The organism is Frondihabitans cladoniiphilus (assembly GCF_039544345.1).
Taxonomy (GTDB): Bacteria; Actinomycetota; Actinomycetes; order Actinomycetales; family Microbacteriaceae; genus Frondihabitans; species Frondihabitans cladoniiphilus.
The window spans coordinates 598513-615390 of the sequence record NZ_BAABLM010000001.1; the positions used below are offsets into that span (position 1 = coordinate 598513).

17 protein-coding genes and 2 pseudogenes are annotated in these 16878 nt (G+C 69.2%); 16 read left to right on the forward strand and 3 right to left on the reverse strand.

Going from position 1 to position 16878, the window contains the following annotated elements; genetic code table 11:
• Window positions 1-322 precede the first annotated feature (322 nt).
• Window positions 323-838 (forward strand): annotated as a pseudogene (locus tag ABEA39_RS18805) (ComEC/Rec2 family competence protein); the annotation flags it as partial.
• On the opposite strand, the gene ABEA39_RS02810 reads toward ABEA39_RS18805, so the two are convergent.
• On the reverse strand, window positions 770-949 hold the full coding sequence (locus tag ABEA39_RS02810; RefSeq protein ID WP_345372984.1) for a hypothetical protein: 180 nt from the start codon (window positions 947-949) through the stop codon (window positions 770-772). The pseudogene ABEA39_RS18805 and the gene ABEA39_RS02810 sit on opposite strands and share 69 nt — an antisense overlap.
• Window positions 950-1160: 211 nt before the next feature.
• Between ABEA39_RS02810 and holA the strand changes: the two genes are divergently transcribed.
• Window positions 1161-2186, forward strand: coding sequence for a DNA polymerase III subunit delta (gene holA, locus ABEA39_RS02815; RefSeq protein WP_345372986.1), 1026 nt, complete (start codon window positions 1161-1163; stop codon window positions 2184-2186).
• A 536-nt stretch (window positions 2187-2722) separates the two neighbouring features.
• On the opposite strand, the gene rpsT is transcribed toward holA, so the two are convergent.
• Window positions 2723-2992, reverse strand: a complete 270-nt coding sequence (gene rpsT, locus ABEA39_RS02820; RefSeq protein WP_345372989.1) for a 30S ribosomal protein S20 — start codon at window positions 2990-2992, stop codon at window positions 2723-2725.
• 314 nt (window positions 2993-3306) lie between these two features.
• Between rpsT and ABEA39_RS02825 the strand changes: the two genes are divergently transcribed.
• The 6 genes from ABEA39_RS02825 to hemW all read left to right on the forward strand — a co-directional run bounded on the left by ABEA39_RS02825 (window position 3307) and on the right by hemW (window position 9168).
• Complete coding sequence (locus ABEA39_RS02825) at window positions 3307-4446, forward strand: pyridoxal phosphate-dependent aminotransferase (RefSeq protein ID WP_345372991.1); 1140 nt, start codon at window positions 3307-3309, stop codon at window positions 4444-4446.
• A 130-nt stretch (window positions 4447-4576) separates the two neighbouring features.
• Window positions 4577-6430 carry a translation elongation factor 4 gene (gene lepA, locus ABEA39_RS02830; RefSeq protein WP_345373920.1) on the forward strand — a complete coding sequence of 618 codons (1854 nt, stop codon included), beginning with the start codon at window positions 4577-4579 and terminating at the stop codon, window positions 6428-6430.
• 52 nt (window positions 6431-6482) lie between these two features.
• The gene (locus tag ABEA39_RS02835) at window positions 6483-6962 is read left to right on the forward strand and encodes a hypothetical protein (RefSeq protein ID WP_345372993.1); all 480 of its coding nucleotides are present in this window, start codon (window positions 6483-6485) and stop codon (window positions 6960-6962) included.
• Between the two features lie 46 nt (window positions 6963-7008).
• The gene (locus ABEA39_RS02840; protein ID WP_345372995.1) at window positions 7009-7167 is read left to right on the forward strand and encodes a hypothetical protein; all 159 of its coding nucleotides are present in this window, start codon (window positions 7009-7011) and stop codon (window positions 7165-7167) included.
• 111 nt (window positions 7168-7278) lie between these two features.
• A complete protein-coding gene (locus tag ABEA39_RS02845; RefSeq protein ID WP_345372997.1) occupies window positions 7279-7929 on the forward strand; it encodes a DUF1990 family protein in 651 nt (216 codons plus the stop codon).
• Between the two features lie 12 nt (window positions 7930-7941).
• Window positions 7942-9168, forward strand: coding sequence for a radical SAM family heme chaperone HemW (hemW, locus tag ABEA39_RS02850; RefSeq protein ID WP_345372999.1), 1227 nt, complete (start codon window positions 7942-7944; stop codon window positions 9166-9168).
• A gap of 72 nt (window positions 9169-9240) precedes the next feature.
• On the opposite strand, the pseudogene ABEA39_RS02855 reads toward hemW, so the two are convergent.
• Window positions 9241-9546 (reverse strand): annotated as a pseudogene (locus tag ABEA39_RS02855) (DUF4870 domain-containing protein); the annotation flags it as partial.
• A 77-nt stretch (window positions 9547-9623) separates the two neighbouring features.
• On the opposite strand from ABEA39_RS02855, the gene hrcA reads away from it, so the two are divergent.
• The 8 genes from hrcA (at window position 9624) to era (ending at window position 16802) form a co-directional block, all read left to right on the forward strand.
• The gene (gene hrcA / locus ABEA39_RS02860; RefSeq protein ID WP_345373001.1) at window positions 9624-10646 is read left to right on the forward strand and encodes a heat-inducible transcriptional repressor HrcA; all 1023 of its coding nucleotides are present in this window, start codon (window positions 9624-9626) and stop codon (window positions 10644-10646) included.
• A 78-nt stretch (window positions 10647-10724) separates the two neighbouring features.
• Entirely contained in the window at window positions 10725-11828 is a 1104-nt protein-coding gene (dnaJ, locus tag ABEA39_RS02865; RefSeq protein ID WP_345373003.1) for a molecular chaperone DnaJ, read from the forward strand.
• Window positions 11829-11830: 2 nt separating this feature from the next.
• A complete protein-coding gene (locus ABEA39_RS02870; RefSeq protein WP_345373005.1) occupies window positions 11831-12586 on the forward strand; it encodes a 16S rRNA (uracil(1498)-N(3))-methyltransferase in 756 nt (251 codons plus the stop codon).
• Between the two features lie 23 nt (window positions 12587-12609).
• Window positions 12610-12981 (forward strand): HIT domain-containing protein, encoded by a 372-nt coding sequence (locus ABEA39_RS02875; protein ID WP_345373007.1) that lies wholly within the window; start codon window positions 12610-12612, stop codon window positions 12979-12981.
• Window positions 12974-14041: a PhoH family protein gene (locus ABEA39_RS02880; RefSeq protein ID WP_425556898.1), complete on the forward strand. Its 1068-nt coding sequence runs from the start codon at window positions 12974-12976 to the stop codon at window positions 14039-14041. Before ABEA39_RS02875 ends, ABEA39_RS02880 begins: the two co-directional genes overlap by 8 nt.
• Complete coding sequence (gene ybeY, locus ABEA39_RS02885) at window positions 14038-14502, forward strand: rRNA maturation RNase YbeY (protein ID WP_345373008.1); 465 nt, start codon at window positions 14038-14040, stop codon at window positions 14500-14502. Before ABEA39_RS02880 ends, ybeY begins: the two co-directional genes overlap by 4 nt.
• A 6-nt stretch (window positions 14503-14508) precedes the next feature.
• On the forward strand, window positions 14509-15873 hold the full coding sequence (locus tag ABEA39_RS02890; RefSeq protein ID WP_345373009.1) for a hemolysin family protein: 1365 nt from the start codon (window positions 14509-14511) through the stop codon (window positions 15871-15873).
• Window positions 15870-16802 carry a GTPase Era gene (gene era / locus ABEA39_RS02895; protein WP_345373011.1) on the forward strand — a complete coding sequence of 311 codons (933 nt, stop codon included), beginning with the start codon at window positions 15870-15872 and terminating at the stop codon, window positions 16800-16802. Before ABEA39_RS02890 ends, era begins: the two co-directional genes overlap by 4 nt.
• Window positions 16803-16878: the final 76 nt, after the last annotated feature.

Here is a 16878-nt window from a genome sequence, read left to right on the forward strand (position 1 = left end):
GGCATGAGAACCCACGTCCCGGTTGCGACCTCCAAAGGCGATCTCGAGGCCATTCGTTGCTAAATGGAATTCAATGCGTCAGCGCCGTGGGTGACGAGCGAGAAAGTCATGCGGCCCTATTGGAACAGAAGGGTCCTCGTGCCGCCGCCGCCACCTCAAGCGAGAGAGTGCACGAGACCCACCGAATCGTTTGAAAATGAGGGCGACTGGTCGGCAGCGGACTTGAAACAAGCTGCGACATTTCAATCTGGACAACATTGTTGGACTTGACAGGGAAGACGTCGGGCAGGGCGACGCCGTGCTGCTGCGGTCCGGGGGAGGCGTGGCGCTGGTCGACACGGGCGACGACGAAGAGCTGCTGTCGGCCTGTCTCGAGCGCGGTGGGGTGGGCCGGCTCGACCTCCTGGTGCTCACGCACTTCGATCGCGATCACGTCGGTGTGGCCCGAGCCCTGGTGGGGCGGGTGTCGGCCGTCCTGGTCGGGCCGACGGACGGCGCGGAGGACGCCCGGCTGGTCGATGATCTTCGGCGAGGCGGGGCGTCGGTGGGTACGGGGCGAGCGGGTTCGGTGGTCCCGTTGGGAACGGCGTCGCTGGACGTGCTCTGGCCGCCGGCCGGCCAGGCGCCTGGCAACGCGGCCAGCGTCGTCGTGGCGCTCGACGGCGCGGCGTCCGGTTCGGCTTCTGACCCGGGCTCCGGTTCGGCTTCCGACTCGGGCCCCGGTTCGGCTTCCGGCGTCGGTGCCTCGACGCCCGGTCCGTCGATCGTCTTACTCGGCGACCTCGGCGAGCGGGAGCAACAGCGGCTGGTGGCGCACGGCTCGGTTCCGCGGGCCGACGTGGTCAAGGTCTCGCACCACGGCTCGCGCGATCAGAGCGCCGCGCTCTACGAGGCCCTCGCGCCGCGGGTGGCCCTCGTCGGCGTCGGGGCGACCAACAGCTACGGGCATCCGACCGCCGAGACGCTGGCGATGCTCACCGGGCTCGGGGCGACCGTCGAGCGCAGCGACTTGGAGGGGCTCGTGGCGCTGTCGGACGGTGAAGGTGCCGCTGCCGATGCGCGGATCGATGTCTGGTCCAGCGGGCCTCGCTTGTCGGCGGCTGCCCCTAGGCTTGATCCCGGCTCGACGACACCGTCCGAGCCCGAGAAGGCGAGGGCAGATGGCAGGCGCACGACCGGCGGCCAAGAAGACCGCCGTCCGCATCGATCAGCTCGCGTGGCACCGCATCCGACCGGCACCCGTCGTGCTCGTCTCCGGGCCCGAGCAGTTCCTCGCCGACCGTGCCATCCGCCAGCTCCGCGACCAGCTCGTGGCCGAAGACCCCAGCCTCGAGGTGAACGACCTCGAGGCCGATCACTACACGCCGGGCGAGCTCATCACGCTGGCCAGCCCGTCGCTGTTCGCCGAGCCGCGCCTGCTCCGGGCGTCGTCGGTCGAGAAGTGCACCGACGCGTTCCTCACCGAGACCCTCCAGTACCTCGAGGCGCCGGCCGACGACACGTACCTCATCCTGCGTCACGGGGGTGGCGTCCGCGGCAAAAAGCTGCTCGATGCCATCCGCGGCGGCCTCGGCGGCGGCATCGAGATCGTCTGCGCCGAGCTCAAGAAAGACACCGAGAAGCTCGAGTTCGCGGCGGCCGAGTTCTCGGCCGAAGGCCGTCGTGTCTCGGCGGGGGCGCTGCGTGCCCTCGTCCAGGCATTCCAGGACGACCTCGCCGAGCTCGCCTCCGCGTGCCAGCAGCTGATGGCCGACGCCGCCGCCGAGATCACCGAGGCCACGGTCGAGAAGTACTACTCCGGCCGCGTCGAGACCAACGCGTTCAAGGTGGCCGACGCCGCGATCGCCGGGCGGCAGGGCGAAGCGCTCATCCTCCTCCGGCACGCTCTGGCGTCCGGTGCCGACCCCGTGCCGATCGTCGCGGCGTTCGCAAGCAAGATCCGCACGATGGCCAAGCTGAGCGGCGCCCACGGGGCGTCCGGCCAGCTCGCCTCCCAGTTCGGTCTCGCGCCGTGGCAGGTCGACCGAGCCCTGCGCGACCTCCGCGGCTGGACCGACGACGGGCTCGGCACGTCCATCGACCTCCTGGCCACCACTGACGCAGCGGTCAAGGGGGCCGAGCGCGACCCCGTCTACGCGCTCGAGCGCATGGTCTCCGTCATCAGTGCGCGGGGTCGGCTGCGCTGAGCCGGGCATCCCCCGTCGCTTCGGGGGTTGGGTTGCCTGCGGTGGGGCGGGCGGGGCGTGGTGTGGCGTGTCCCGTTGTCGCCTGCCTGTCCTGTCGTGGCCTGCCGTGTTCTGTCGTCGTCTGTCGTGCCCTGCCGTGGCCCGCGGAGTCCCGGCGAGTCGAGTGTCGCCAGGCGAGGAATTCAGCGAAGGACCTCCTCGCGGCGCGACCGGCAGGGCCCCGATCTCCTCGCTTGCGTGCACCTGGCGGCGGCATCTCCTCACTTCTCGCGAGGATTTCCTCACCAACCGGCGGGCGGGCCAGCGGTGGAGTCGACGCGCGCCTGGGACGGCGCACCCGATGCGGCACAACGGCGAAGGCCCCGCCCCCGACTGAACGGGGGCGGGGCCTTCGACGAACTCAGCCTCTGCGAGCGCCGATCCGACAAGTGCCGATTCGACAAGTGCCGATCCGGCGAGCGCCGATCCGACAAGTGCCGATCCGACAAGCGCCGATCCGACAAGCGCAGATCCGACAAGCGCCGAGGCGGTCGCGACTACTTCGAGGAGAGCGCGGCGACCTGCTTGGCGATGGCCGACTTGCGGTTGGCAGCCTGGTTGAGGTGGATGACACCCTTGCTGACGGCCTTGTCGAGCTTCTTGCCGGCGAGGGCGAGAGCGGTCGCGGCAGCAGCGGCATCACCGGCGGTGATCGCGGTGTGCGTGGCGCGGATCGCGGTCTTGAGCTCGCTCTTGACGGCCTTGTTGCGGTCCTGGGCCTTCTTGTTGGTGCCGATGCGCTTGATCTGCGACTTGATGTTTGCCACTTGGGTTTTCCCTTTTCGTGAGTAGTTGTGATGATCGCAGCCGAACAGGTCTTTAGAGGGAAGACCCGGTCGCTTTGGCGAACAGTGGCTGCGATTCGCTGCGCAGCGGGGAAGCGGCAGCGGAAGCCAAGGGTCAACACTACCAGGCAGGTTCCCGACACTCAATCAAGACCGGAAGGCGAGTCGGGCCCTGCCGACTGCTCGAACACCTCTCGTCGGCACGAATCCACCGCCTAGGACGTGTGTTCGTGCCGAACACGTGTGTTCGGCGGACACGGCACCAGCCCGCACCGACCCCGTAGTACCGTCGCCCCATGCCTTCGCTCGCCCCGCACATCGCCTCCGTGCCCGGTTCCGGGATCCGCCGCGTCTTCGAGCTCGCCCTGGGCCTCGACGACGTCACGATGCTCGTCGTGGGGGAGCCCGACGTGCCCGTCGCCCACCACATCATCGACGCCGCCCGCCGCGCCTGGGCCGACGACCGCACCAACTACACGCCGAACGGCGGCATCGCCCCGCTCCGGGAGGCCCTGGTCGCCAAACTCGCCCGCGAGAACGACGTCCACGTCGACGTCGAGCAGGTCTGGGTCACGATCGGCGCGACGCAGGCGCTGCACCAGGCGATGGGTCTCCTGCTGGGTGCGGGCGACGAGATCCTCGTGCCCGACCCCGGCTACACCACCTTCAGCATGAACGCGAGGATGCTCGATGCCCAGCCCGTTCCGTACACGCTGACTCCCGCGCACGACTTCCTGCCCGACTTCGACGAGCTCGCCACCCTCGTCACCGACCGCACCCGCGCGATCATCGTCAACTCGCCCTCGAATCCGCTCGGCCGCGTGTTCGGGGAGGAGGCCCTGCGCTCCCTCCTCGCGTTCGCGAAGCAGCACGACCTCTGGGTCCTGAGCGACGAGGTCTACGAGTACTTCACCTACGGCCAGAAGCACGTCAGCCTCGCGGCCCTCGACGACGACGACCGGGTCTGGAGCGTCTTCTCGCTGAGCAAGACCTACGCCATGACCGGGGTCCGCGTCGGCTACCTCGTCACGCCCCAGGGCATGGCGGAGACGATGCGTCGCGTGCAGGAGGCCCAGATCAGCTGCGTGGCCGAGCCCGATCAGTACGCCGCGTTGGCGGCCGTGGTCGGAGACAATCAACCGGTTCAGGATGCCCGCCTGCACTATCAGGAGAACCTCCGCCTGGCGAAGTCCCTCCTCGACGCCCACGGTTTCCACTACCTCGATCCGGAGGGCTCCTTCTATCTCTGGATCGACGTCTCCCACGCCTCCCGGGGCGACGTCGCGCAGTGGGCCGAGGACTTCCTCCTCCGGGAGCGCGTCGCCGTGGCCCCCGGGAGTGCGTTCGGGCGGACCGGCGAGGGCTGGATCCGGGTGAGCCTCGCGTCGCCCGCGGAAGCTATCGAGCGCGGGCTCGGAGCGCTGCCCCGGCCGTAGCGCAGCAGGCGGGTGCGGTGCCGGGTGCGGCACGACGGGGGATGCACGTTCTCCACAGCCGGGCACGCGCATCCCCCGTGACATGGGACACTGGTTCGACCGTCAGATCACCTCGCACCAGAAGGACCGCGTGAGCCCCCAAGCAGCAACCGCCCTCGAGCCGGCGTCGACCGCGCCCGAGGCCATCCGCAACTTCTGCATCATCGCGCACATCGACCACGGCAAGTCGACGCTCGCCGACCGCATGCTCGGCATCACCGGCATCGTCGAAGATCGCGCCATGCGCGCCCAGTACCTCGACCGGATGGACATCGAGCGCGAGCGCGGCATCACGATCAAGAGCCAGGCGGTGCGCATGCCGTGGGCGGTCGACGGCACGACCTACGCCCTCAACATGATCGACACCCCCGGGCACGTCGACTTCAGTTACGAGGTCTCCCGCTCGCTCGCCGCGTGCGAGGGCGCGATCCTGCTCGTCGACGCGGCGCAGGGCATCGAGGCCCAGACGCTGGCGAACCTCTACCTGGCCCTCGAGAACGACCTCGAGATCATCCCGGCGCTCAACAAGATCGACCTTCCGGCAGCCGACCCCGACAAGTACGCGGCCGAGCTCGCCCAGCTGATCGGCGGCAAGCCCGAAGACGTGCTGCGCGTCAGCGGCAAGACCGGCATGGGCGTCGAAGAGCTGCTCGATGTGGTCGTCGCGAAGATCCCCGCACCGAAGGGCGTCAAAGACGCTCCGGCGCGCGCGATGATCTTCGACTCCGTCTACGACAGCTACCGCGGTGTCATCACCTACGTGCGCATGATCGACGGCTCGCTCAAGCCGCGCGAGAAGATCCAGATGATGTCGACCCGGGCGATCCACGAGATCCTCGAGATCGGAGTCTCCTCTCCCGAGCCCACGGTGAGCAACGGTCTCAGCGTCGGCGAGGTCGGCTACCTGATCACCGGCGTGAAAGACGTCCGGCAGTCCAAGGTCGGCGACACGGTCACGACCGCCGCCAAGCCCGCGACCGACGCGCTACCCGGCTACACCGAGCCCCTGCCGATGGTGTTCTCGGGTCTCTACCCGATCGACGGCAGCGACTACCCGGTGCTCCGCGAGGCGCTCGACAAGCTCAAGCTGTCCGACGCCGCGCTCGTCTACGAGCCCGAGACCTCGGTCGCCCTCGGTTTCGGCTTCCGCTGCGGGTTCCTCGGCCTCCTGCACCTCGAGATCATCACCGAGCGCCTCGAGCGCGAGTTCAACCTCGACCTCATCACGACCGCGCCCAGCGTGGTCTACGAGGTCACCACCGAAGACAAGAAGACCGTCACGGTCACCAACCCGTCGGAGTTCCCCGACGGCAAGATCTCGAGCGTCGCCGAGCCGATGGTCAAGGCCGCGATCCTGGCGCCGAAAGACTACGTCGGCGTCATCATGGAGCTCTGCCAGGGCCGCCGCGGCACGCTCCTCGGCATGGAGTTCCTCGGCGAAGACCGGGTCGAGCTCCGCTACAACATGCCGCTCGGCGAGATCGTCTTCGACTTCTTCGACCAGCTCAAGAGCAAGACCCAGGGCTATGCGTCGCTCGACTACGAGCCCAGCGGCGAGCAGGAGGCCGACCTCGTCAAGGTCGACATCCTCCTGCAGGGCGAGCAGGTCGACGCGTTCTCGACCATCGTCCACCGCGACAAGGCGTACGCGTACGGCGTGCTGATGACGGGCCGCCTTCGTGAGCTGATCCCGCGCCAGCAGTTCGAGGTGCCGATTCAGGCCGCGATCGGCGCACGGATCATCGCCCGCGAGAGCATCCGCGCGATGCGCAAAGACGTGCTCGCGAAGTGCTACGGCGGCGACATCACCCGCAAGCGCAAGCTGCTCGAGAAGCAGAAGGAGGGCAAGAAGCGCATGAAGACCATCGGTCGCGTGGACGTCCCCCAGGAGGCCTTCATCGCTGCGCTCAGCGGCGACACCGAGGCGGCCAAGAAGGCGAAGTAGGCTCGTCGGTCGGGGCTTGATAGCTATTTAGCGCAGGTGCTAAGTTCGTGGCATGACCACGTTCTGCCTTGCCCCGACTCCCGACCGCGGTGTGGCGTCGCCCGTTCGCCTGACCCTCACGGGAGTCCTCGGTGGGCTCGCGCTCGGGGGAGGGGGCATGGTCGTGGTGTCGGTCGTGAGCGGCGCGGTCGACGTCCTCTCCGATTCCTTCGGACAGGTGTCGCAGAGCATCGCAAACGCCATCGTCTACTCGATCTTCGCCGGTGTCCTCGGAGCCATCATCGGCGTCGTCGTGGGTGCCGCCGTAGGCCTGATCAGCTCGGCCGTCGGCACACTGCTCGCTCGAGCGGGTGGCCGCGCGAGGATCGGGGTCGCCGCCGGCGCGTTCGTCACCGCGGCCGCCCTCTCGTACGAACCGCTCACCCTCTTCGCGCCGGGCCTCGGCGCGTGGCTCATCGCCCTCCCGGTGGCCGCCTTCACCGCCTGGGTCATGACGGTCGACCGCATGCCGCCCCGCCGCCGTCGGCGCTGACCAGACCGAGCGGGCGCTCGACGCGGACTGGGAGCATGCTGGATACATGGTTCCTCTTCTGATCGTCATTCTCATCGTCGGCCTCATCGTGTTCGGTGTCAGCTTCATCGGCACCGCTCTCCACTTCCTCCTCTGGGTCGGCCTGATCATCGTGGTCATCGCGATCATCGGCTGGATCGCCCGCGCCGTTCGCGGTCGGGCGTAGCCCAGTCCCCACCGAATGTACGAAATCGGGTCTCTCTCGCGCGAGGGAGGCCCGATTTCGTACATTCGGCACCCCGCAGCAGCCCGGACAGCACGCGTTTAGACTGACCGGATGCGCCGATCCACCCACACCGAGACCCAGACCACCTACGGGCAGGTCGGGGCGACCCAGGCCCCCGATCTGATGCAGTACCCGCCGGCCGGCTTCCGTCCGTTCGAGGCCCGCACGCGCATCGGCCACGGCGACTCCCGGTTCGAAGCGGCGTGGGCCGCCCTGATGACCTGGAAGGTGCAAGAGCGCAGCGGCATCGAGGTCCGGGTCGACGACATCCCCGCCGAGCACGAACGGGCCTACACGCCGGTCACCTTCGACGACGACGGCACCCCGCTCGACCCCGCCGAGTTCGCCGCCCCCGAGGGGGAGACACAGTTCTCACCCGAGGGCGAGCCCTTCCTCACCGCCGGCACCACCGCCACGCTGAAGATGAAGGCGTACGGCCGCCACGTGGAGGCTCCGGTCCGCGTCGTCTACGTGATCGACGAGCCGATGCGCAAGGGTTTCGCGTACGGCACGCTCGAGGGGCACCCCGAGAACGGCGAGGAGTCGTGGGTGATCGACCAGACCGACGACGGCTCCGTCTGGCTCACCATCCGCTCGTTCTCGCGCCCCGCCAACTGGAAGTGGCGCCTGGTCTACCCGGCCCTCCGTCACCAGCAGAAGAAGTACACCGAGCGGTACCTCCGCGTCCTGGTCGGCGACTAGGCGCGCCCGGCAGTGCCCAGCACTCTTCCGCTCGCCGACCCGGCTCCCGCCGACGGCCTCCTCCCCGACAGCGTCCGCGACGGTGCCGAGTCCCGCAACCTCGGCGTCTACCTGCACGTCCCGTTCTGCCGCGTGCGGTGCGGGTACTGCGACTTCAACACCTACACCGGCGACGAACTCCGGGGCGCGAAGCGCGGCGACTACGCCTCGCAGGCGATCGCCGAGGTGATCGAAGGGGGGAGCATCCTCCGCCGCGCCGGTCTCCCCGAGCGGCCGGTCTCGACCGTCTTCTTCGGTGGCGGGACACCCACGATGCTGCCGTCGTCCGACCTCGCGAGCATGTTCCACGCCGTCGTCGACACCTGGGGTCTCGTGCCCGGCGCCGAGGTCACCACCGAGGCCAACCCCGACTCCGTCGACGAGCAGTACCTCCGCGAGCTCAAGGCGGCCGGCTTCACCCGGGTGAGCTTCGGCATGCAGTCGGCCGTCCCGAGCGTGCTCGCCACCCTCGAGCGCACACACGATCCGGCCCGCATCCCCCTGGTCGTCGCCTGGGCCCGCGACGCCGGCCTCGACGTCAGCCTCGACCTCATCTACGGCACGCCCGGTGAGACCCTGGACGACTGGCGCCGTTCGCTCGACATGGCGCTCGCCCAAGAGCCCGACCATCTCTCGGCCTACTCGCTCATCGTCGAGGACGGCACGAAGCTCGCCCGGCAGATCCGCCGCGGCGAGGTCGCCGAGCCCGACGACGACACGGCCGCCGACATGTACGAACTGGCCGACGCCCGGCTGGCAGAAGCCGGCTACGGCTGGTACGAGGTCAGCAACTGGGCCCGCGGCGACGAGCACGCCAGTCGACACAACCTCGCCTACTGGCAGGGCCACGACTGGTGGGGCGTCGGGCCGGGCGCGCACAGCCACGTCGGCGGCGTCCGCTGGTGGAACGTCAAGCATCCCGCCGCGTACGCCGAGCGCATCGTCGCCGGGGTGTCGCCTGCGGCGGGCCGAGAGACGTTGGATGCACAGGCCCGCCAGACCGAGAAGATCCTGTTGGGCGTCCGTGTCCGCGACGAGTTGCGCGTGTCGGACCTCGACGAGGTCGGACGCTCGGCCGTCGCGGGCCTGATCGCGGACGGGCTGATCGAGGGGCGGCAGGCCATCGCCGGCACCCTCCGCCTCACGTTGCGCGGGCGCCTGCTGGCGGACGCCGTCGTGCGTCGACTCCTCGGCAACTGACCGCCACTGCTTGATGAACTCGAACGTGAGCGGGTACCGGTAGTACTGCCCCCGGTTCGCGGCGACGGCCGCGATGATCGAGAAGATGACGTTGAGCAGGGCCACGATCGGGCCGGTGATCACGCCGATCACGATGATGGTGAGGATGCCGCTGAGCAGCCCGGCGATCGCCACGCCGATCTGGAAGTTCAGGGCGGAGCGGGTGTGCTCTTTGATGAACGGCCCGCGATCGCGCAGGACGAAGTAGCCGATCAACGACGGGATGAACCCGAAGAAGATGCCGCCGATGTGCACGAGCGTGGCCCAGAGCTTCTCGTCTTCGGGGCGCAGGGGCTGAGGCTGGTAGGGGCTTCCGTACGGCTGGCCGGGATCAGTCATGCGGAGAGCATAGTGGCGGTGGAGTACGATTGGCAGTCTTATCGACGGAGTGCCAACGTCGCATGATGGGAGGTCAGATGGTCAGCGAGCGCGGTCTCGAAGTCCTCCGGGTCATCGTGCACGACTACGTGGCCTCCCGCGAGCCCGTCGGGTCGAAGTCCATCGTCGAGCGGCACCAGTTCGGCGTCAGTGCGGCGACCATCCGCAACGACATGGCACTTCTCGAAGAAGAAGAGCTCATCACCGCGCCGCACACGTCGTCGGGGCGCGTGCCGACCGACAAGGGCTACCGGCTGTTCGTCAACCAGCTGGCCGACCTCCGACCGCTGACCAGCGCTCAACGGCAGGCGATCGAGACCTTCCTCGGTCACTCGTCCGATCTCGACGAGGTCCTCAGCCGAACGGTGCGCCTCCTGTCGCAGCTCACCAACCAGGTGGCCCTGGTGCAGTACCCGACTTTCTCGCGGGCGACCGTCCGGCACGTCGAGCTCGTCCGTCTCAGCGAGACGCGGGTCATGACGGTCCTGATCACCGACGCGGGCAACGTCGAGCAGCGCACGCTCGAGATCGGTGCCGAGATCGACGAGGTGTTCCTCGGCGAGCTGCGAGCCACGATCAACGCCCTCGTCGGCGGCAAGCCCCTCCTCGAGGCGGCGAGCCTCCTGCCGACGCTCGTCGAGCGGTTCCGCCCCGAGCGCACCCCCTTCGTCGCCGAGGTCGTGCAGACCCTCGTCGAGCAGGTCACCGCCGGCCGGCAGGAGCGCCTGGTGATGGCCGGCGCCGCCAACCTGGTGCTGACCGAGGACGACTTCAGCGGCAACCTCTTCCCGGTGCTCGAGGCCATAGAAGAGCAGGTCACGCTGCTCCGCCTGTTCGGCGAGATGCGCTCCGACGCCGTCGACGTCGTCGCGAGCATCGGCGCCGAGAACGCCTCGTTCGGCCTCGCCCAGACGTCCGTCGTCTCGAGCGGCTACACGGCCTCCGGGGGCGAGCTGGCCAGGCTCGGGGTGCTCGGCCCGACCCGCATGGACTACTCGACCAACATGGCGGCCGTCCGAGCCGTCGCCCGCTACCTGACCGGACTGCTCGGCGACCGGTAGCAGCGTCGAGACCCGCCCCGAGCATCCCACCCACCCGACTTTCACACGCACGATCCACGAGAAGCACTACGGAGACCAGTGGCAGATCACTACGACGTCCTGGGCGTCGACCGACAGGCGACACCCGACGAGATCAAGAAGGCGTACCGCCGGCTCGCGCGCGAGCTGCACCCCGACGTCAACCCGAGCCCCGACGCGTCGGAGCGGTTCAAAGACGTCACCCACGCCTACGACGTCCTGAGCGACCCGCAGCAGCGCCAGCAGTACGACCTCGGCCCGCAGGCCGGCTTCGGCGGCGGGGGAGGAGGCGGCTTCGGCGACATCTTCGACGCGTTCTTCGGCGGCGGCGGCCAGCAGCGCCAGGGGCCGCGGTCGCGGCGCGAGCGCGGCCAAGACGCCCTGCTCCGGCTCGAGGTCGAGCTCGACGACATCGTGTTCGGCGTGCAGCGCGACATCGAGGTCGACACGGCCGTGCTCTGCTCGACCTGCGACGGATCCTGCTGCGCCCCGGGCACCTCGCCGCAGACATGCGACATCTGCCACGGCTCCGGCCAGATCCAGCGCACGGTGCGCTCGCTCCTCGGCAACGTGCTCACGTCCAGCCCGTGCGGCACCTGCCGCGGCTACGGCACGGTCATCCCCAACCCCTGCCCCACCTGCCAGGGCCAGGGTCGCGTCCGCGCCCGTCGCACGATCCCCGTCGACATCCCCGCGGGAGTCGACACGGGCATCCGCCTCCAGATGCCCGGCCAGGGCGAGGTTGGCCCCGCCGGCGGCCCGAACGGCGACCTGTACCTCGAGGTCAAGGTCAAGCACCACGACGTCTACAGCCGCTCCGGCGACGACCTCCTCGCCACGCTCGAGGTGCAGATGTCCGACGCAATCCTCGGCACCTCCACGACCGTGACCGCCCTCGACGGCGAGATCGAGGTCGAGGTCAAGCCGGGCACGCAGAGCGCCGACGTGATCACCATCAAAGACCGGGGGATCACCCGCCTCCGCGGTTCCGGTCGCGGCGACCTGAAAATCGGGGTGCAGGTGATCACCCCGACGAAGCTCAGCCACAAGGAGCGCGAGCTGATCGAGAAGTTCGCCACCGGGCGCAAGCACGACAAGCCCCAGCTCTCGCAGTTCCAGCAGGGGTTGTTCGGCAAGCTGCGCGACCGGTTCCTCAACTTCTGATCGTGGCGCATTTCTACCTCGTCGAAGAGCTGGCCTCGTCGACCGTCGGCTCCGACGTGGTCGTGACCGGCCCCGAGGCCCGGCACGCCGTCACGGTGAGCCGGGTCCGGCCGGGCGAGTCGCTGCGGGTCGGCAACGGTCGCGGTCTGGTGGTCGAGGGCGAGGTGCGAGAGGCGACCGGCGACCGGCTCGTGCTCGTCGCCGAGACGGTCACCGTGCATCCCCGTCCCGCCCGTCGACTGGTCCTGGTGCAGGCCCTCGCCAAGGGGGATCGCGACGAGTTGGCCGTGCAGGCGGCGACCGAGCTCGGCGTCGACGAGGTCGTGCCGTGGGCGGCCGGTCGGAGCATCTCCCGCTGGGAGGGGCCGAAGGTCGCCAAGGGGATCGCCCGGTGGCAGGCCATCGTCCGAGAGGCCACGAAGCAGTCGATCCGGGCGTACCAGCCCGAGGTGTCGGGCGTCGCGTCGACGGCCGACCTGGTGCGGCGGGCGGCGTCCGCCACGGTGCTGGTGCTGGAGCCAACGGCCGACGCCGCCCTGTCCTCCGTCGAGATCGACAGCACGGGCGACGTCGAGATCGACAGCACGGGCGACGTCCTGATCGTCGTCGGACCGGAGGGCGGGATCACCCCGCACGAGCTGGAGCAGTTCCGGGCGGCGGGCGCCATGGCCGTCCGCCTGGGCGACTCGGTGCTGCGCACCTCCACCGCCGGCCCGGCGGCGCTGGCCGTCCTGTCCACGAGGCTGGGGCGTTGGTGACGGGCCCGGATACGATGGGCACCATGCCAGAGACTGCCGAGCCGTCGATCTTCAGCCGGATCATCGCGCGCGAGATCCCCGCGACCATCGTCTTCGAGACCGACACCGTCATCGCCTTCCAGGACATCGCGCCCAAGGCTCCGGTGCACCTGCTCGTCGTGCCCAAGACGCAGGAGTACGCGAACGTCGTCGAGCTCGCCGCCGGCGACCCGGCCCTGCTGGCCGACGTCGTCGCGGCCGCGAAGCAGCTCTCGCTCGATCCCGAGCTCATGGGGGAATACCCGCTCGGTCAGTTCCGCTTGATCTTCAACACGGGCGAAGCCGTCGGCCAGACCGTGTTCCACGTCCATGCGCACGTCATGGCCGGCCACCTCCAGGAAGGCTCACTTGCCTAGCAGTCCCCGCAACGACCTCCGCCCGGGCGCCTCGGCCTCCGGCGCGTCCACCGGCCCGAGCAAGCGCGTCGACCTGATCGTCGACGGAGTCGCGATGGTGCAGCTCCTCGGCCCGCAAGACCGGCTGCTCCGAGCGGTCGAGAAGCAGTACCCCTCGGTGCGCGTGCTCGTCCGCGGCAACGAGGTCACTCTCGAGGGTCCCGTCGACGACGTCGTCCGCGCACAAGAGCTGGTCGACGAGCTCGTGGCGATGGTGCGCAACGGGCACGACCTGGGCCCCGCCGAGGTCGCCTCCACAGGGCGGATCCTCGACGAGGGCAAGGGGCACCCGGCCGAGCTCTTCGGCACGCCCATCGTCACCAACAAGGGCAAGAGCATCCGGGCGAAGACGCTCGGCCAGAAGGACTACGTCGACGCGATCGACGAGAACACGATCGTCTTCGGCATCGGCCCGGCGGGTACCGGCAAGACGTACCTGGCGATGGCGAAGGCCGTCCAGGCGCTGCAGCGTCGCGAGGTCACGCGCATCATCCTGACGCGCCCGGCCGTCGAGGCGGGCGAGCGCCTGGGCTTCCTCCCCGGCACGCTCACCGACAAGATCGACCCCTACCTGCGGCCGCTCTACGACGCGCTGAACGAGATGATGGACCCCGAGGTGGTGCCCAAGCTCCTCGCCGCCGGCACCGTCGAGGTGGCTCCTCTGGCCTACATGCGCGGTCGCACGCTGAACGACGCGTTCGTCGTCCTCGACGAGGCGCAGAACACCACGCCGGAGCAGATGAAGATGTTCCTGACCCGCCTCGGCTTCGGCTCGAAGATGGTCGTCACCGGCGACGTCACGCAGGTCGACCTGCCCACCGGCGCGTCGGGGCTCCAGCTCGTGACCCGGGTGCTCGACGGAATCGACGACATCCACTTCGCACGGCTGACGAGCGACGACGTCGTGCGGCACACGCTCGTGGCCCGCATCGTGGACGCCTACACGAAGTACGACTCCGAGAAGCAGGCGGCCCAGTTCGCCCGGCAGCAGCAGAACCAGGCCCAGGGAGGCGCGCAGTGAGCATCGAGGTCAACAACGAGTCCGCGATCGAGGTCGACGAGTCGGCCATCCTGCGGTTGGCGACCTTCGCCCTCGACCAGCTCCACGTGCATCCCGAGGCCGAACTGGCCATCGTCCTGGTCGACGAGGGCGCCATGGAGCAGCTCCACGTGCAGTGGATGGACGAGCCCGGCCCCACCGACGTGCTCAGCTTCCCGATGGACGAGCTCCGCCCCGGCACGGAGGACGACCCCACCCCGCCCGGCCTGCTCGGCGACATCGTGCTCTGCCCCCAGGTCGCGACCGCTCAGGCCGTCACCGCGGGGCACTCGGCGCTCGACGAGATGCTGCTCCTCACGACTCACGGCATCCTGCACCTGCTCGGGTTCGACCACGCCGAGCCCGACGACAAGGCCGAGATGTTCGGCCTCCAGGGCGAGATCCTCGCCGCGTTCGCCGCCGCCGACCAGCATCCCCGGTAGTCGCCCATGATGATCGCCCTCTTCGTCACGGTCGCAGTGCTCCTCGTGGTGTTCGGCGGCGTGCTCGCAGCGACCGATTCCGCCCTCACGGTCGTGAGCCGGCACGACCTCCTCGAGATGGCCGAGCACGCGCCGCGGCGCTCGAAGTCGTTCGTGGCCATCGCGGACGACGTCGGGGCCCATGTCAACGCCATCAACTTTGTGCGGGTACTGGCCGAGACCGCGGCCGCCGTGCTGGTCTCGCTCGCCTTCGCCTACTCGATCCGCGAGTGGTGGTGGGCGCTGCTCCTCTCGGCGCTGATCATGACCGCGGTCTCGTTCGTGCTCGTCGGCTCCAGCCCGCGCAGCGTCGGCCGCGCCCACGCCGTCGGCATCATCGGTTTCGCAGCGCTTCCGGTCCGGTTCATCCGCGTCGTGCTCGGCCCGCTGGCGGACGCCCTCGTGATCGTCGGCAACTGGGTCACCCCCGGCCGTCCGCGCACGGCCTCCTTCTCCTCCGAAGAGCAGCTGCTCAGCATGGTCGACGAGGCCACCGAGCTCGAGGTCCTCGACGAAGACGACCGCACCCTCATCCACTCGATCTTCGAGTTCTCCGAGACCGTCGTGCGCGAGGTGATGGTGCCGCGCACCGACATGGTCACGATCGACGGCGACCAGAACGTCGAGGCGGCCATGAGCGTGTTCCTCGGCAAGGGCGTGTCGCGCATCCCCGTCATCGGTCGCGACAGCGACGACGTGCTCGGCGTGATGTACCTGCGTGACGCGGCTCGGTTCGTCCACGAACGCCGCGACGACGCCGTGCGCACGGCCGCCGACCTCGCGAAACCGGCCCTGTTCGTGCCCGAGTCCAAGCGCGCCGACGAGACCCTCCGAGACATGCAGGCGGCGAAGAACCACCTGGCGATGGTGGTCGACGAATACGGCGGGATCGCCGGTCTGGTCACCCTCGAAGACCTCATCGAGGAGCTCGTGGGCGACATCGACGACGAGTACGACCAGAACGTCGTCGAGCACCGCGAGATCTCCGAGGGGGTCCAGCTCGTGAGCGCCCGGATGCCCGTGGATGAACTCGGCGACCTCTTCGGCATCGAACTGGACGACGACGACGTCGACTCCGTGGGAGGGTTGCTGACGAAGGCACTGGGTCGGCTCCCCGAGCGCGGCTCCGAAGTCACCGTGTCCGGCTTGATCCTCACCGCCAACCACACCGAGGGCCGGCGGCGCGACCTCCAGACCGTCCTGGTCCGGCGCGATCCGATGCTGACCGACAGCCTGGCGGCGTTCGCCGGCGAGACGGTGCCGGCCGGCGAGACGAAGACACCGGCCACCAAGACGAAGACCACGAAGACCGACGAGCGGATGCCCCGATGACCACGACCACTCCTCCCGAGGGCACCGGCCCCGAGCATCCCGCCGACTATCGCGCGGGTTTCATCTCGTTCGTGGGGCGCCCGAACGTCGGCAAGTCGACGCTGACCAACGCCCTGGTCGGCGAGAAGGTCGCGATCACGTCGTCGAAGCCCCAGACCACGCGGCGGGCGATCCGGGGGATCGTCCACCACGCGAACGGCCAGCTGGTCCTGGTCGACACGCCAGGGATGCACCGCCCGCGCACCCTGCTCGGCGAACGGCTCAACAGCGTGGTGCAGTCGACCCTCGGCGACGTCGACGTGATCGGCCTGTGCATCCCCGCGAACGAGAAGATCGGGCCGGGAGACCGCTTCATCAACGAGCAGCTCGACGCGTTCCCACGGGCGAAGAAGGTCGCGATCGTCACGAAGATCGACGCCGCGTCGCGCCCGGCGGTGGCGGAGCAGCTCCTCGCGATCAGCGCCCTGCGCGACTGGGAGGCGATCGTGCCGATCTCGGCGGTGAGCCGCATCCAGCTCGACACGCTGACGACGGAGCTCACCAAGCTGCTGCCGCTGTCGCCCCAGCTCTACCCGAGCGACGTCGTGACCGAGGAGCTCTTGGAGGACCGCGTCTCGGAGTACATCCGCGAGGCGGCGCTCGAGGGCGTGCAAGACGAGCTGCCGCACTCCCTGGCCGTGACCATCGACGACATCGTCGAACGCGACGACCGCGAGCTGGTCGAGATCTTCGCGAACCTGTTCGTCGAGCGCGACAGCCAGAAGGGCATCATCATCGGCCACAAGGGCGAGCGCTTGCGCGAAGTGGGCGAGCGCGCCCGTGCGCAGATCGAACCGCTGGTCGGCAAGCAGGTCTTCCTCTCGATCCGCGTCAAGGTCGCGAAAGACTGGCAGCGCGACGCCAAACTGCTGGGGCGCCTCGGTTTCTGACGCCTGCCGTCCTGCAGCGTCTCGACTCTCCCGGGCTACATCGCCGGGATGATTCGGGGGAGCCGCGGGTCGCGTA

Bases quoted from the DNA above. Each gene is read 5' to 3' on its own strand.
- ABEA39_RS02810 (WP_345372984.1), bottom strand. From the start codon at position 949: ATGCCCGTAGCTGTTGGTCGCCCCGACGCCGACGAGGGCCACCCGCGG.
- holA (WP_345372986.1), top strand. From the start codon at position 1,161: ATGGCAGGCGCACGACCGGCGGCCAAGAAGACCGCCGTCCGCATCGAT.
- ABEA39_RS02825 (WP_345372991.1), top strand. From the start codon at position 3,307: ATGCCTTCGCTCGCCCCGCACATCGCCTCCGTGCCCGGTTCCGGGATC.
- ABEA39_RS02835 (WP_345372993.1), top strand. From the start codon at position 6,483: ATGACCACGTTCTGCCTTGCCCCGACTCCCGACCGCGGTGTGGCGTCG.
- ABEA39_RS02840 (WP_345372995.1), top strand. From the start codon at position 7,009: ATGGTTCCTCTTCTGATCGTCATTCTCATCGTCGGCCTCATCGTGTTC.
- ABEA39_RS02845 (WP_345372997.1), top strand. From the start codon at position 7,279: ATGCGCCGATCCACCCACACCGAGACCCAGACCACCTACGGGCAGGTC.
- hrcA (WP_345373001.1), top strand. From the start codon at position 9,624: ATGGTCAGCGAGCGCGGTCTCGAAGTCCTCCGGGTCATCGTGCACGAC.
- ABEA39_RS02875 (WP_345373007.1), top strand. From the start codon at position 12,610: ATGCCAGAGACTGCCGAGCCGTCGATCTTCAGCCGGATCATCGCGCGC.
- ABEA39_RS02890 (WP_345373009.1), top strand. From the start codon at position 14,509: ATGATGATCGCCCTCTTCGTCACGGTCGCAGTGCTCCTCGTGGTGTTC.
- era (WP_345373011.1), top strand. From the start codon at position 15,870: ATGACCACGACCACTCCTCCCGAGGGCACCGGCCCCGAGCATCCCGCC.